Raw genomic sequence first — 14,466 nt, forward strand, 5'->3', positions numbered from 1 at the left:
ATCATTATTGAACAAAATTGTATTATTTTTGCTTTTTTCTTAATTAAATAGAACAAATTAGAATTTTTATCAAAATGGCAAAATTTAGATTAGACGAAACAGATCATCAAATTTTAGATATTTTAATCGATAATACGCGAACTCCTTTTACAGATATTGCTAAAAAGTTAAATATTTCAGCCGGAACGGTTCACGTTCGTGTAAAAAAAATGGAAGAAGCCGGAATTATAATCGGTTCTTCGTTAACCTTAGACTATAAAAAATTAGGGTATGCGTTTATCGCTTATGTCGGCGTTTTTTTACAGAAAACTTCGCAAACAAAATTTGTATTAGAACGTATAAATCAAATTCCTTTTGTAACGGTAGCACACGTTACGACAGGGAAATTTAATATTTTCTGTAAAGTTCGAGCAAAAAATACCGAACATGCCAAACAAATTATTTTCTTATTAGATGATATTGAAGGTGTTTACAGAACGGAAACTATGATTTCGTTAGAAGAAAGCTTAAACGATAAAAAACGTTTAATGCATTCAATTTTTAAGGAATTGTAGAAATTTGTTATAAATTCATAAAAAAGGGAGCTAAATTAATTAGCTCCCTTTTTTTATATCTACGGAAAATTATTTTTGAATTAATCTTCCATGGTATGATAAACGTTTTGAACATCATCGTCATCTTCAATTTTTTCGAGAAGTTTTTCAACGTCTTCTTTTTCTTCTTCACTTAATTTTTTAGTAACGGTTGGAATTCTATCGAAACCGGAAGAAAGAATTTCAATTTCACGATCTTCTAATTCTTTTTGAATCGCCCCAAAACTCTCGAAAGGTGCGTAGAGTAAAATTCCGTCTTCATCTTCAAAAACTTCTTCCACACCAAAATCTATAAATTCCAGTTCGAGTTCTTCTACATCTAAACCTTCCGCTTTTATTCTGAAATTACAAGTATGATCGAACATAAATTCTACCGAACCTGAAGTTCCTAAACTTCCGTTACATTTATTAAAATACGAACGAACGTTCGCAACAGTTCTGGTGTTATTATCTGTAGCGGTTTCAATTAAAACGGCAATTCCGTGTGGTGCGTAACCTTCAAACAGCACTACTTTATAATCGCCTAAACTTTTATCTGAAGCGCGTTTTATTGCACGTTCAATATTATCTTTAGGCATATTTACGCTCTTGGCGTTTTGTATTACCGCGCGTAATTTTGAATTGGCCTCAGGATCTGGACCTCCTTCTTTAACAGCCATTACAATATCTTTACCAATTCTGGTAAATGCTTTAGACATTGCAGACCAACGTTTCATTTTTCGTGCTTTACGAAATTCAAAAGCTCTTCCCATGTGTTGTTTCTAAGAAAATCTGATTGCAAAAATAAGAAAACTGTTAATCGTTTGGTATATGACGCGCTAAAAATTCTTCATTAGTTTTATTTAGCTGATTGATTACGACTTGGCGGTTTTCATATAAATCGTTATTAATTTTATTATAGTTTTCTCCGGCTTTATTTACTTCATTTACTTTTTTATTATACGCATCGATTTGCTCTTTGGTGCGTTTTCTTTGCGGTGTATCATCGATCGCTTTTTTAATTTTTTCGAAATCTTCAGATAAAACTAAAAAGCTAGTAATTTCCGGAATCGTGTTGTTCACTTGATCAATATAAAATTTGAAAGCTTTCTCGGTGCTTTTTATGAGTGAATTATCGTTTTTATATTTTTCGGTTTCTTCAATTGCACGTAAACCCTCTTCGGCGCTTTGTTTTAGCGCATTTGCGTTTTGCTGAATTGCGGCAACATCGCCTTTTTCTAAGGCTTCCATTAAATACATTTCATTAAAATTCACTTTAAAAAACATTAAATAAAGTTTATTGTAATAATCGAAAACCTCTCCCGAAATTTTCATTTTTTTACCTAGATCGGTTTCATCTTCAATAACATTAATGTTGTGCGCTTCAGCATATTTTCTAAAATTTTCTTCGTAAAGTTGTTGTGCTTCCGTCATTTTTTCATTAGTCATTTCTTGCGCATTCATATAGGCTTCCATACTGTCGTAAGATTGCTCGGCGACAGCTTTCATATCGATTATTTTTTCATAATCTTGCCGAAGTAAATTTTTGTATAGCGTTAAATTGTTGAGTACTTGTTTTTTATATTCTTCGCCTTCGTAGGTATCGGCTTTTTCAATTTTATCGATCGATTTTTCTACACTTTTAATTAATTGTTGGCGCTTTCGTTCTACATTTCTATCGCTTTTATCGTGCGCCATTGCTTTGGTATAGCGCCACATGTTTTTTGTGATTTCTTGTTGTTCTGCACTTACAAAATCTAAATATGCCGATGCCGAATCGAAACTTTGTGCTTGTAATAAAAAGCCGGAAAGGCTCAAAAAAAGTAAAAGAGAAAGAGTAATTTTTTTCATAGTTAATGGTTTTGTAAATTAATATAATCGGTTAAAATGTTGTAGGCTTCTTCAATATAAATTTCACTTGAAATTTCTTCTATAACTTGTTCATTCATCGTTTTATAATCGGGTGAATAACTAAGAACTTCGGTTGTAGAATTCGTGTTTTTAGTTGTAAAATTCGTTTTAAATTCATTTTTAAAATTGGTATAAGGTTTCCATAAATCTTTATATTCTTGTGTTCGATTATAGTTTTCAATAGGGGTTAAAATTTCTTCTGAAGTATCAAAATAAGCTTTTACTAAATTTTTATTGGTTTGTTTTAGCAGGTGAAAACCTTTGTTATTTGCTACTCTTTCTTCACTTAATCTTTTTAAATGCTGAATAGGAATTGTTGGCAAAGGTCTTGGTTTTAAAGTTATTTTAGCAGAATCTGCTTTAAGCGCAAAATCTTGAAATTTTTCCGAAGTTTTTAATCCATCGTATAATGAGGGTAGTAAAATATCGGGTTGAACGCCAATACCTTGATGACTTCTTCCGGTAGAGCGATAAAATTTTTCTACCGTAAGTTTTACAAATCCTAAATCTTGATCGGTTTCATCTAAGGGTAAAATTACTTGCGCGCTGGCTTTTCCGTGCGTTGGCGTACCTACAATTAGCGCGCGATTGTAATCTTGCATCGCTGCAGAAAAAAATTCTGAAGCAGAAGCAGAAAAATGATTCACTAAAACCACCATAGGTTTGGTAAATAAACTACCGCGATTGGCATCTTTTATGGTAAATGTTTCGCCGTTATTGTATTTTAAAATAGAAAGCGGACCTTTATTAATGAACATTCCCGATAAATCTGTCGCTTCTTTCATCGCGCCGCCTCCATTAAAACGAAGATCTAAAATTAAACCTTCAATATTTTCTTGCTGAAGTTTATAAAGTTGTTTTGCCACATCGTTTGCAACTCCTAAACCGTTTGGCGATTCTAAATCGGTATAAAAACTTGGCAATTTTATGTAACCGAATTTTTTATCTTTTTCTACTATAAAACCGGTAATTGAATTTTCTTCAACTTTTTGTAGGGTTCGCGTAAGTTTTACCTGTTGAATTCTTCCATTTTTTTTCTTTAGCGTAAAGAGAATTGTTTTATGATCTTCAGCTCGGGTAAAATCTTGAATATCTTCATCAGAAACGCAATAGGTTTTTAAAACATCGCCATTCGATTCTAGCGATTTAATAATATCGTTCACTTCGAAATCTGCGTGTTTAAAAGCAGGACTTCCAGGCGAGATGTAACGAACTACAATTTCTCCTGAATCATTTTTTTCCGTAGAAAATCCAAATGATTCTTGATTACTCGAAATAGAACGCTCGAAACCAACTTTTTCTGAATTGCTGAAAAAAGAAGAATGCGGGTCTTGGTATTTTAAAAGGGCATTTAAAAAACTATTTTTCGCAAATTCTTTTACGTTACCATCTTTTAGGCTTATTTCGTTTAAGAGGCAAAGATTTTTGGCAATAATTTTTGGTTTTATTTCTTTCTCTAACCGATTAAAGTTTTTTTGAATGGAACTTAAAATCGTGTCTTGCTCTACAATTTCATCAAGAATTTCTTTCTTTATTTTTTTTCGCCAATACTCTTTTAAAGCTATATTATTTTCAATTGAAAACGGCACAGCTTCAGGGTTTAGCGTAATTTTTTCAGCATTGTTATACTGAAATTTTTCTGTATTGAAATCATTCAAAAAATTTTTTACAAAAAATATCTGTTTTAATAATTCAACATTATATTTTTCAATAAAATCGCAATCATGGTTTTTAATATTATCATCTAATTGAAAACGGTCTTCTTTAAAAATTGAATAATTTTCTTGGGTAAAAAACTCAGCGTCAGGATCTAAGTTTTTAATGAAAAGTTTAAATACCGAACTTGAAAGACTATCGGTTAACGGTTTGGGTTGATAGTGCGATCTTTCCACAATATTTTGAACCGCCGCAACTCTTTTACAAAAGCGCGTTTGTGCTTGTATAGTAAAGGAAAAACTTAAGAGAAAAATATTGAGAAATAAAAAGAAGTGTAATTTTTTTACCATTCACCGAGAATTTATAAGTTGTCTGTAATTTTCTTAAATCGTTGTTAAATATAAAAAAAGCGTTCTGTTTTTCTAAATTACAGAACGCTTTTTTAAAGATTGCTTAAAAATTTAGATTTTACAGTTTCCTAAATTTATTCGGTGTCAATAATTTTCTCAATCGTGGTTGCCATTTTAAAATCTTTTTCGGTAACTCCGCCAGCATCGTGCGTGGATAACGAAATACTTAGCGTGTTGTAAACATTTGTCCATTCAGGATGGTGTTGTTGTGCTTCCGCTTCAAAAGCGATTCTAGTCATAATACTAAAAGTTTCTTTAAAATTTTCAAACTCAAATTTGGTTTGCAAAGCGTTTTCTTGAAATTGCCAACCTTCTAATTTTTCAAGTTTTTTAGAAATTTCTTTTTCAGATAAAGGATTCATATCGATTTTTTTTAAATTCAAACATTCAATTTAAATTTAAGCGAATTATTTTAATTTGGTCCGCTTTTCGCTTTAAGTTTATTAATAATGACCACTATTTTCTATGGAAATGAAGAAACAAATTCAAAAAATTATAGCAATAACTTTTTTTATCTCTATTCTTGCGAGTTGCAGTAGCGATGATGATGGTTCGTCTTCAACTAAATACGATGCTGAAACTGCTTACGAACTAAAAAATATTCCTTACGGAAAGCAAGAGCTTCAAGTTGCTGATATTTATTTACCCGCAAATAGAAATGCAAATGACACAAAAGTTATGCTATTAATTCACGGTGGCGCTTGGGTTTCGGGCGATAAAAAAGATGTAGATTATATTGTGGACATTGCGCGAGATAATTTTCCTGAATACGCGGTGGTAAATATGAATTACAGATTTCCTGATGATGAAAACACAGCATTTCCGATGCAAATTAATGATGTGGAAATGTTAGTTGAACACTTACAAGATAATCGAGAAGAGTACACAATTTCAGAAGAAATGGGAATTATAGGAGTGAGTGCTGGAGCACATTTAGCGTTATTATATTCGTATGCTTATGATGATGAAAATAAAGCAAACGCAGTTTGTAGTATTGTTGGACGGACAGATTTTACCGACGAAAATTATTTAAATAGCTCATATTACGATGTGTTTAGACAAATATTAATTGGTGATGTTGAATATGAAGAACATCCAGAAGAGTTTGAAAAAGTAAGTCCGGTTTATCAAGTTACCGCTTCTGCGCCGCCAACAATTATGTTTTATGGAGATCAAGATCCGTTAGTTCCAGTAACGCAAGGTCCATTATTAGAAAATAAATTAAATGCTGAAGGAATTTACAATGAATTCTATTTATATGAAGGTGTTGGTCACGGCGATTGGGATGCTGAAGGGTTTCTGGATGTAGAAAATAAATTAGTGAATTTTTTAGAGGAATATTTGTAAATTTTCAACTATTGCGCTGTTGTACTTTTTACTACATCTTGAATGGAAAGTTGAAGGTTTTTAGGTAATCGATTATCCCTAGGAAGTACCGCTAAAAAACGATCGTTATTAGAATCGAATACATTTTTAAAAAGCGGATCGTCAATTTCGAGCATTTCGCAAATTTCAAAAATTAAGTCGCTATGGTGAATTAAATCATTACTTCCTAAATGAAAAACACCATTTAAATTTCGATTAATTATATAATGAATTTGCTGGGTGAAATGGCTCACGCTCGTAGCATTTATTACCACATTCGGAAAAACTTCAATCGGTTCGTTTACTTGATGAAGTTTTTTTATTTCTTCAACTCGAGGAGAATTCGCGCCAAAAATCATGGGTAATCTCGCGATTACATAATTATGATTTGGTAATCGTAAAAGCGCGTTTTCAATTTTTATTTTAAATCTTCCATAAACGCTAATCGACAAAGTTTTGTCGTATTCATAAGAAGGGAAATTTGTAAATGCATCAAAAACATTAGTAGAAGAAAGAAAAATAATTTTTTTATTCTCTTTCATTACATAATGAATACATTCAAAATGGGCTATTAATTGCGCTTCAAAATTTCCGCGTATACAAGAAATTACAATATCGGGTTTAAAATTTTCAAGTAGAATTTCAATATTTTCAGTTTCAAAATCCCAACAATGAAAATGGTGATTTTTTTCAAATAAAGAATCTTGCGAAAAATAAGTTCCGTGGACGTTAAAATAGGGTAGAAGCTCTTTGTAAAGTGCGTTTCCTAGAAAACCACTTCCGCCTAAAATTAATATTTTTTTTGTCTTTTGAATAAGTCTTTCCCTTTTTAAATATAAACGACGAAAAAGTAAACTACCTCGGGACTAGCAGAGGCATTCGTTGGAAATAAATTTTTAAATTCGAGGCAAGCCTTGGAGTATTAAACCCTTTGGCGGGGCCAATAAAAACTAGTGCCTACGAATTGCTGAAAAATTTCTGTAAACACTAGTTTTATAAAAAAGTTTGTCCCTTAATTAAGCCTTGTAAAATGGTAGTTTTACAATAGTTGCAGGAATAGTTTTCTTTCTTATTTGAATATAAATTGTATTTCCTCTTTTATTAAATTCAGATTTCACATAACCTAAACCAATCGCTTTTCCTGTAGAAGGCGACATTGTTCCAGAAGTTACGTAACCAATTTCGTTTTGGTTTTCATCTACAATTTTATAGTCTTTTCTCGGGATTCCTTTTTCGGTTAATTCAAAAGCGACCAATTTACGTTTCGGACCTTCTTCTTTTTCTTTCTTTAAGTTTTCTGAATTCACAAAATCTTTAGTGAATTTTGTGATCCAGCCTAAACCAGCTTCAATTGGTGAAGTGGTTTCATCAATATCGTTTCCGTAAAGACAAAATCCCATTTCTAAACGTAAAGTATCTCTCGCTGCCAAACCGATAGGTTTTATTCCGAAATCTTTACCGGCTTCCATTACATTGTTCCAAACTTTTTCGGCATCTTCGGTTTTGCAATAAATTTCGAAACCGCCGCTTCCGGTATAACCTGTTGCTGAGATAATTACTTTTTCAGCATCGGCAAATTTTCCGATTTCGAAGTTGTAGAATTTTATAGCTGAAAGATCTACTTCAGTAAGGCTTTGCATTGCTTCAACCGCTTTTGGACCCTGAATAGCTAATAACGCATAATTTTCTGAAAGGTCTTTAATATCGGCGCCCATTGTGTTTTGTTCAGAAATCCAATTCCAATCTTTATCGATGTTAGAAGCATTTACCACTAATAAATATTTTTCTTCATTTAATCGGTAAATAATTAAATCGTCTACAATTCCACCTTTATCATTAGGCATGCACGTATATTGCGCTTTTCCATCGACTAATTTAGAAGCATCGTTTGTTGTGATTTTTTGAATAAGTTCTAGCGAATTTGGACCGGAAATTAAAAATTCACCCATATGCGAAACATCAAAAACACCTAGGTTTTTTCTAACGTTTTCGTGTTCTACATTTACTCCATCGTAAGAAACAGGCATGTTGTAACCGGCAAACGGAACCATTTTAGCTCCTAATTCTTCATGAATATGTGTAAGCGCTGTATTTTTCATAGTTTGATTTTTAAAGTCGTGCAAAATTATTCAAAATTTAAAGAGTAATAAAGGAATATTGCTAAATAAGCAGTTTTGATTTTTTTATAACATTTGCTTTTAGAATTCTTCTGTATCTTTAATCTTAAAAAAAGGATGAAGATTTTCGATAAAGATCATATTTATAAAGCAGATGAAACCACTATAAAAAATCAAGAAATAACTAGCGACCAATTAATGGAACGTGCCGCAGAACAGCTCTTTAATTGGTTAAATAGAAATTTGAAAAATAAAAAAGCTAAACTTCATATTTTCTGCGGAATTGGAAATAATGGTGGCGATGGACTTGCATTAGCACGAAAGCTTCATGAAACTGATTATAATGTTGCTGCTTATATAGTAGATTTTAGCAAAAACAGATCGAAAGATTTTTTAACCAATCTCGACCGGCTTAAGCAACAGAAACTTTGGCCAAATGTTATTGATGAAGATGATTCATTTCCAGAAATAAGTCCAGACGATGTAATTATAGATGCTATTTTTGGTATTGGTTTAAATCGTCCTGCAGAAGGCTGGTTACGCGATTTAATTATTCATTTAAATAAATCGAATGCTTTTATTTTATCGGTAGATGTACCTTCTGGATTGTATTTAGATGATATTCCTGAAGATAAGGAAGCTATTATAAAAGCCAATTATACCTTAACTTTTCAAGTTCATAAACTCGTATTTTTCTTACCTGAAACCGCAGAATTTGTAGGCAAATTTGAGGTGCTCGATATTGGTTTAGATAAAGATTTTATCGCGAAAGCAAAAACCAATATGTTTTTAATAAGTAGGGAAGAAGCCAAAACACTTTATAAAACAAGATCAAAATTTTCGCATAAAGGAACTTACGGTCATTCGTTAGTAATTGGTGGTAGTTACGGAAAAATGGGAAGTATCGTTTTAGCCGGAAAAGCCGCTTTAAAAATCGGTGCAGGAAAAGTTACCGGAATTATCCCAAAATGTGGGTATTCTATTTTTCAAACTGCAATTCCCGAAGCGATGGCAATTACCGATGAAAATGAAAAACACTTGGAAAATGCCGAACTTTTAATTCCTGCGGAAACAATTTGTATTGGTCCAGGTTTAGGAACCGAAGAAAAAACGGTCAACTTTTTAAAAGAAGTTTTAAGTTCTCAGAAAAAACCACTTTTAATCGATGCCGACGGGCTAAATATTCTTTCAGAAAATAAAGAATTACTGAAAAATATTCCGCAGAAAAGTGTGTTAACTCCACATCCTAAAGAATTAGAACGCTTAATTGGCAAATGGAAAAACGATTTCGATAAATTAAAGAAAGCGAAAGAATTTTCAAAAAAGCGCAAAATAGTTTTAGTAATAAAAGGCGCTTACACGATAACAATTGCTGAAGAAACCTTATATGTAAATACTACCGGAAATGCAGGAATGGCAACCGCGGGAAGCGGCGATGTTTTATCGGGAATTATTAGCGGTTTGCTCGCGCAAAATTACGATTCTGCGATTGCAGCTGTTTTAGGAGTTTATCTTCACGGTAAAGCCGGAGATTTAGCATTAACAGATGAAAGTGAAGAATCGTTAATAGCCGGAGAAATAATAACGCACCTAGGGAAAGCATTTAAACACTTGTTAAAATTAAAACGAAACTAACGCACAATTCATTTGGAAAATAGGTAGGTAATTTCCACTTTTGAAGCCGCAAAAAACAACCCAAAATTATGCAAGAATTCCATTATATAAGTCGTGAAATTTTAGACATAGCAAGCATTCAAGAAATTTTAGAAACCAATAAAAAATTAGCCTTAAGCGATGAAGCAAAGGTAAATATCGAAAAAGCCAGGAATTATCTCGACAAAAAAATGGAATCTTCAGAAGAACCTTTTTACGGAATTAACACCGGATTTGGTTCATTATGTAATGTGAAAATTTCAAAAGAAAATTTAGTTCAGCTTCAAGAAAACCTAGTGATTTCTCACGCTTGTGGAACTGGAGATAAAGTAGATAAAACCATTATTCGCTTAATGTTATTGTTGAAAATACAGTCGTTAAGTTACGGACATTCAGGTATTACGCAAGAAGTGGTTTTGCGATTAATCGATTTTTATAATGAAGGAATTTTACCAGTAATTTACGAACAAGGTTCCTTGGGCGCATCGGGCGATTTAGCTCCGTTGGCACATCTTTCATTGCCGCTTTTAGGTAGAGGAGAAGTTTATTATAAAGATGAAATTGTTAGCGGAAAAGAAATTCTTGAAAAGTTTAATTGGAAACCGTTAAAATTACATTCAAAAGAAGGATTAGCTTTATTAAACGGAACGCAATTTATGAGCGCTCACGCGGTTTATTCATTAATTGAAGCTTATAAATTATCATACCTCGCTGATGCCATTAGTTGTGTTTCTATTGAAGGATTCGATTGCAATCTTTCTCCATTTGATCCGTTAATTCATGAAATTAGACCACATCGCGGACAAATTAAAACCGCACAACGAATTTTAGATTTATTAGACGGAAGCGAAATTGCTTCGAAAGAAAAAGAAAGTGTTCAAGATCCTTACTCATTCAGATGTATTCCGCAGGTTCACGGCGCGAGCAAAGACACCTTGCGTTTTGTGCATCAAACGGTAAAAACTGAAATTAATAGTGTAACCGATAACCCAAATATTTTTGCTGAAGAAGATAAAATAATTTCCGGTGGAAACTTTCATGGTCAACCTTTAGCTTTAGCGATGGATTATTTGGCGATGGCGCTAGCGGAATTAGCCAACATTTCTGAACGTCGCGTTTATCAATTGGTTTCTGGATTACGCGATTTACCAATGTTTTTAGTAGACGATCCGGGATTAAATAACGGATTTATGATTCCGCAATATACCGCGGCGAGTATTGTAAGTCAGAATAAGCAATTATGTACTCCAGCGAGTATCGATTCTATTGTTTCTTCAAACGGGCAAGAAGATCACGTAAGTATGGGCGCAAATTCAGCTACAAAATTGGTTAAAGTGGTAAAAAATTTAAAAACTGTTTTAGCAATTGAATTATTTAACGCTTCACAAGCCTTATATTATCGTGAACCTTTACAGTCTTCTCCATTTATAATGCAATTAGTTTCTAGTTTTAGAACGGAAGTTCCGTTGGTAAAACAAGATAAAGTTATGGCTGAAGAAATGGAAAAAGCGGTTTTATTTTTAGATCAATTTTCTGTAGATAAAGAGTTGGTTTTTTGTTCTTAAGAATTCAGCTTCTCTAAAATATTTTTTTCATTAAAAAGATTTGTGATAACTTGGGCGTGTAATAACAACTAACTTTTAAAGCAAATCTTTTATGAAGAAAATTACGTTGAAAATGATTTTCACGCTCATTGTATTGTTCAGTCTTACAGATGTAAACGCTCAACTTAGCGCTTCTTTTTATGGAAATGATGCAGACTCTAAAATTGGAATTGGGTATGATTTCAATGAAAAATTATGGGGTGAAATTCGTGTCTATTCCGGGCCCTCTATCACCAATACCACTGCTGAAGCGGTTTTAAATTATAATTTTATTAGAAAAGAGAAATACCAAACTTATGTTGGAATTGGTGCAATTGCCAATAATTTAAATGGAATAATAGCGCCAATCGGTTTACGATTTTCTCCCATTGAAAGTTTAAGCAATTTTTTAATTCATATTGAATTACAACCTGCTTATATTTTTGACTACGATGATGCTTTTTTAACTGGTTTTTTTGGAATTCGGTATAAGTTCGACTAAAAAAAAGCCGCTAAATTTTAGCGGCTTTTTATTTTTTAAACTTTTGAAATTATTCAGATTCGGTTTCTTTGGGTTCTTGTTTTTGAATTTCAATTTTTAATTCATTCTTATCTTTATCAAGATCCATCAAAACTTTATCACCTTCATTTAATTTTGCCGTGATGATTTTTTCAGCAAGCATATCTTCAATATATTTTTGAATGGCTCTTTTTAAAGGCCGCGCACCATATTGTTGATCGAATCCTTTATCTGAAATAAAATCTTTAGCTTCATCGGTTAATTCTAATTTATATCCTAAATCTTCAATACGAACGAATAGTTTTGCTAATTCAATATCAATAATTTTGTGGATATCTTTTCTTTCTAATTTATTGAAAATTACAACATCATCGATTCTATTTAAAAATTCAGGCGCAAAAGTTTTCTTTAAAGCATTTTCAATTACGCCTTTGTTGTGCGCATCGAGTTGTTCTTCTCGCGCTTTGGTACCAAAACCAACTCCTTGACCAAAATCTTTTAATTTACGAGCTCCAATATTAGAAGTCATAATAATTATGGTGTTTCTAAAATCGATCTTTCTACCTAAACTATCGGTTAAATAACCGTCATCTAATACTTGAAGTAACATATTAAAAACGTCTGGATGCGCTTTTTCAACTTCATCAAGTAAAATTACCGCGTAAGGTTTGCGTCTCACTTTTTCGGTTAATTGTCCGCCTTCTTCATAACCAACATAACCCGGAGGCGCTCCAATTAACCGAGAAACCGCAAATTTCTCCATATACTCACTCATATCGATTCTTATGAGTGTATCTTCATTATCAAACATTTCTTTCGCTAAAATTTTAGCAAGTTGTGTTTTTCCAACACCAGTTTGACCTAAAAATATAAATGAGCCGATTGGTTTATCGGGATCTTTTAATCCTGCACGGTTACGCTGAATAGCTTTTACAACTTTATTTACCGCATCATCTTGCCCAATGACTTTACCTTTAATTTTCTGCGGTAATTCTGAGAGTTTATTGCTTTCAGTTTGCGCAATTCTATTTACAGGAATTCCCGTCATCATTGAAACAACATCGGCAACGCTGTCTTCATCTACAGTTTCTTTATGTTGTTTTGAATCTTCTTCCCATTTTTCCTGAGCAATTTCTAATTCTTTTTCAAGATTTTTTTCATCATCACGAAGTTTCGCCGCTTCCTCGTATTTCTGCTTTTTAACTACAGAATTTTTGGTTTCACGAACTTCTTCCAACTTTCGTTCTAAATCAATTATTTTCTTTGGAACTTCAATATTCGTAATATGAACTCGAGAACCCGCTTCATCTAAAGCATCAATCGCTTTATCGGGTAAAAAACGCTCGGTCATATAACGGTTGGTCAATTTTACACAAGCTTTAATCGCTTCAGGCGTGTAAATTACGTTATGATGATTTTCATATTTACCCTTAATATTATTTAAAATTTCAATAGTTTCATCTACCGAAGTCGGTTCAATGATAACTTTTTGAAATCTTCTTTCTAACGCACCGTCTTTTTCGATATGTTGTCTGTATTCATCTAAGGTTGTGGCTCCAATACATTGCAGTTCACCTCTTGCTAAAGCAGGTTTAAACATATTACTGGCATCTAAACTTCCTGTTGCACCGCCAGCGCCAACAATAGTGTGAATTTCGTCTATAAAGAGGATAATGTTGTCATTCTTTTCTAATTCATTCATCACCGCTTTCATACGCTCTTCAAACTGCCCGCGGTATTTTGTTCCGGCAACTAGACTTGCAAGATCTAAAGTTACCACGCGTTTATCAAAAAGAATCCGAGAGACTTTACGTTGTACAATTCTTAAGGCTAAACCTTCAGCAATAGCACTTTTACCTACACCAGGTTCTCCAATTAAAAGTGGATTATTTTTCTTTCTTCTACTTAAAATTTGTGAAACACGTTCAATTTCTTTTTCTCGGCCTACAACAGGATCTAATTTCCCTTCATCTGCTAGCGCGGTTAAATCTCTACCGAAATTATCTAAAACCGGAGTTTTAGATTTTTTGCTGCTTTTTCCAGCGCTACTTCCGCTTCCACCAAATGGATTATTTTTAGTAGCATCACCAGAAGTTGTATCGTCATCAGAAAAAGATTCTGACGTTGGAGTATTTAAGTAATCGTTATCTTGGGTTATCATCGATTTAAATTCATCTTTTACGTTATCGTAATCTACCTTTAATTTGTTTAATAATTTTGTAGTAGGATCATTTTCATTTCGGAGGATACATAACAACAAATGCGCTGTATTAATATGCGAACTCTGAAATAATTTAGCTTCTAAAAAGGTAGTTTTTAGAGCTCTTTCTGCTTGGCGGGTTAAGTGTAAATTTTTCTTTTCGTTTGAAAGAGAACTCGGATTAGGATTCGCCGGACTCAATATTTCAACCTTTCTTCTTAAATGATCAAGGTCTATATTTAATGTATCTAAAATATCGATTGCTTTTCCGTTTCCATCACGAATAAGTCCTAAAATTAAATGTTCAGTCCCAATAAAATCGTGACCTAAACGTAATGCTTCTTCTTTACTATATGTAATTACATCTTTAACTCTTGGTGAAAAATTATCGTCCATCTTTATCTCCTCAATTTATTAAATTCATAAAGATAAGTTTCAAAAACTGTACCTTTAATACTATACCTAGCTAATTGACAAAA

General features: G+C 32.7%; 12 protein-coding genes. 5 read left to right on the forward strand and 7 right to left on the reverse strand.

Features of this window, described 5'->3' with window-relative positions; all coding sequences use genetic code 11:
- Positions 1 to 74: 74 nt before the first annotated feature.
- Positions 75 to 554 (forward strand): Lrp/AsnC family transcriptional regulator, encoded by a 480-nt coding sequence (locus tag ACFFGL_RS06295; RefSeq protein ID WP_309730455.1) that lies wholly within the window; start codon positions 75 to 77, stop codon positions 552 to 554.
- A gap of 80 nt (positions 555 to 634) precedes the next feature.
- On the opposite strand, the gene ACFFGL_RS06300 is transcribed toward ACFFGL_RS06295, so the two are convergent.
- The 4 genes from ACFFGL_RS06300 to ACFFGL_RS06315 all read right to left on the reverse strand — a co-directional run bounded on the left by ACFFGL_RS06300 (position 635) and on the right by ACFFGL_RS06315 (position 4,911).
- The gene (locus tag ACFFGL_RS06300; RefSeq protein WP_309730453.1) at positions 635 to 1,345 is read right to left on the reverse strand and encodes a YebC/PmpR family DNA-binding transcriptional regulator; all 711 of its coding nucleotides are present in this window, start codon (positions 1,343 to 1,345) and stop codon (positions 635 to 637) included.
- Between the two features lie 43 nt (positions 1,346 to 1,388).
- Complete coding sequence (locus ACFFGL_RS06305; protein ID WP_309730450.1) at positions 1,389 to 2,423, reverse strand: LIC11966 family surface protein; 1,035 nt, start codon at positions 2,421 to 2,423, stop codon at positions 1,389 to 1,391.
- A gap of 2 nt (positions 2,424 to 2,425) precedes the next feature.
- Positions 2,426 to 4,375, reverse strand: coding sequence for a carboxy terminal-processing peptidase (locus ACFFGL_RS06310; RefSeq protein WP_378928135.1), 1,950 nt, complete (start codon positions 4,373 to 4,375; stop codon positions 2,426 to 2,428).
- Positions 4,376 to 4,623: 248 nt separating this feature from the next.
- Positions 4,624 to 4,911 (reverse strand): 4a-hydroxytetrahydrobiopterin dehydratase, encoded by a 288-nt coding sequence (locus ACFFGL_RS06315; RefSeq protein WP_309730445.1) that lies wholly within the window; start codon positions 4,909 to 4,911, stop codon positions 4,624 to 4,626.
- A gap of 109 nt (positions 4,912 to 5,020) precedes the next feature.
- Between ACFFGL_RS06315 and ACFFGL_RS06320 the strand changes: the two genes are divergently transcribed.
- Positions 5,021 to 5,896: an alpha/beta hydrolase gene (locus ACFFGL_RS06320; protein ID WP_309730444.1), complete on the forward strand. Its 876-nt coding sequence runs from the start codon at positions 5,021 to 5,023 to the stop codon at positions 5,894 to 5,896.
- An 8-nt stretch (positions 5,897 to 5,904) separates the two neighbouring features.
- Here ACFFGL_RS06320 and ACFFGL_RS06325 read toward each other — a convergent pair whose 3' ends face one another.
- Positions 5,905 to 6,729 carry a sugar nucleotide-binding protein gene (locus ACFFGL_RS06325; protein WP_378928152.1) on the reverse strand — a complete coding sequence of 275 codons (825 nt, stop codon included), beginning with the start codon at positions 6,727 to 6,729 and terminating at the stop codon, positions 5,905 to 5,907.
- A 201-nt stretch (positions 6,730 to 6,930) separates the two neighbouring features.
- The gene (gene gcvT / locus ACFFGL_RS06330) at positions 6,931 to 8,013 is read right to left on the reverse strand and encodes a glycine cleavage system aminomethyltransferase GcvT (RefSeq protein ID WP_309730441.1); all 1,083 of its coding nucleotides are present in this window, start codon (positions 8,011 to 8,013) and stop codon (positions 6,931 to 6,933) included.
- Positions 8,014 to 8,148: 135 nt separating this feature from the next.
- Between gcvT and ACFFGL_RS06335 the strand changes: the two genes are divergently transcribed.
- From ACFFGL_RS06335 to ACFFGL_RS06345, 3 genes are all read left to right on the forward strand, one after another.
- Positions 8,149 to 9,666 carry an NAD(P)H-hydrate dehydratase gene (locus ACFFGL_RS06335; protein WP_309730437.1) on the forward strand — a complete coding sequence of 506 codons (1,518 nt, stop codon included), beginning with the start codon at positions 8,149 to 8,151 and terminating at the stop codon, positions 9,664 to 9,666.
- 68 nt (positions 9,667 to 9,734) lie between these two features.
- Positions 9,735 to 11,249: a histidine ammonia-lyase gene (gene hutH / locus ACFFGL_RS06340; protein ID WP_309730434.1), complete on the forward strand. Its 1,515-nt coding sequence runs from the start codon at positions 9,735 to 9,737 to the stop codon at positions 11,247 to 11,249.
- A gap of 91 nt (positions 11,250 to 11,340) precedes the next feature.
- Positions 11,341 to 11,769: a hypothetical protein gene (locus ACFFGL_RS06345; protein ID WP_309730431.1), complete on the forward strand. Its 429-nt coding sequence runs from the start codon at positions 11,341 to 11,343 to the stop codon at positions 11,767 to 11,769.
- Positions 11,770 to 11,818: 49 nt separating this feature from the next.
- Here the strand turns inward: ACFFGL_RS06345 and ACFFGL_RS06350 are convergent, their stop codons facing one another.
- On the reverse strand, positions 11,819 to 14,383 hold the full coding sequence (locus tag ACFFGL_RS06350) for an ATP-dependent Clp protease ATP-binding subunit (protein ID WP_309730428.1): 2,565 nt from the start codon (positions 14,381 to 14,383) through the stop codon (positions 11,819 to 11,821).
- Positions 14,384 to 14,466 lie beyond the last annotated feature (83 nt).

Source organism: Mesonia maritima (assembly GCF_042433895.1).
Lineage (GTDB): Bacteria > Bacteroidota > Bacteroidia > Flavobacteriales > Flavobacteriaceae > Mesonia > Mesonia maritima.

Excerpts from the sequence above, each read along its gene's own strand:
- hutH (WP_309730434.1), top strand. The coding sequence starts at position 9,735 with ATGCAAGAATTCCATTATATAAGTCGTGAAATTTTAGACATAGCAAGC.
- ACFFGL_RS06305 (WP_309730450.1), bottom strand. The coding sequence starts at position 2,423 with ATGAAAAAAATTACTCTTTCTCTTTTACTTTTTTTGAGCCTTTCCGGC.
- gcvT (WP_309730441.1), bottom strand. The coding sequence starts at position 8,013 with ATGAAAAATACAGCGCTTACACATATTCATGAAGAATTAGGAGCTAAA.
- ACFFGL_RS06295 (WP_309730455.1), top strand. The coding sequence starts at position 75 with ATGGCAAAATTTAGATTAGACGAAACAGATCATCAAATTTTAGATATT.
- ACFFGL_RS06350 (WP_309730428.1), bottom strand. The coding sequence starts at position 14,383 with ATGGACGATAATTTTTCACCAAGAGTTAAAGATGTAATTACATATAGT.
- ACFFGL_RS06345 (WP_309730431.1), top strand. The coding sequence starts at position 11,341 with ATGAAGAAAATTACGTTGAAAATGATTTTCACGCTCATTGTATTGTTC.
- ACFFGL_RS06315 (WP_309730445.1), bottom strand. The coding sequence starts at position 4,911 with ATGAATCCTTTATCTGAAAAAGAAATTTCTAAAAAACTTGAAAAATTA.
- ACFFGL_RS06320 (WP_309730444.1), top strand. The coding sequence starts at position 5,021 with ATGAAGAAACAAATTCAAAAAATTATAGCAATAACTTTTTTTATCTCT.
- ACFFGL_RS06335 (WP_309730437.1), top strand. The coding sequence starts at position 8,149 with ATGAAGATTTTCGATAAAGATCATATTTATAAAGCAGATGAAACCACT.
- ACFFGL_RS06300 (WP_309730453.1), bottom strand. The coding sequence starts at position 1,345 with ATGGGAAGAGCTTTTGAATTTCGTAAAGCACGAAAAATGAAACGTTGG.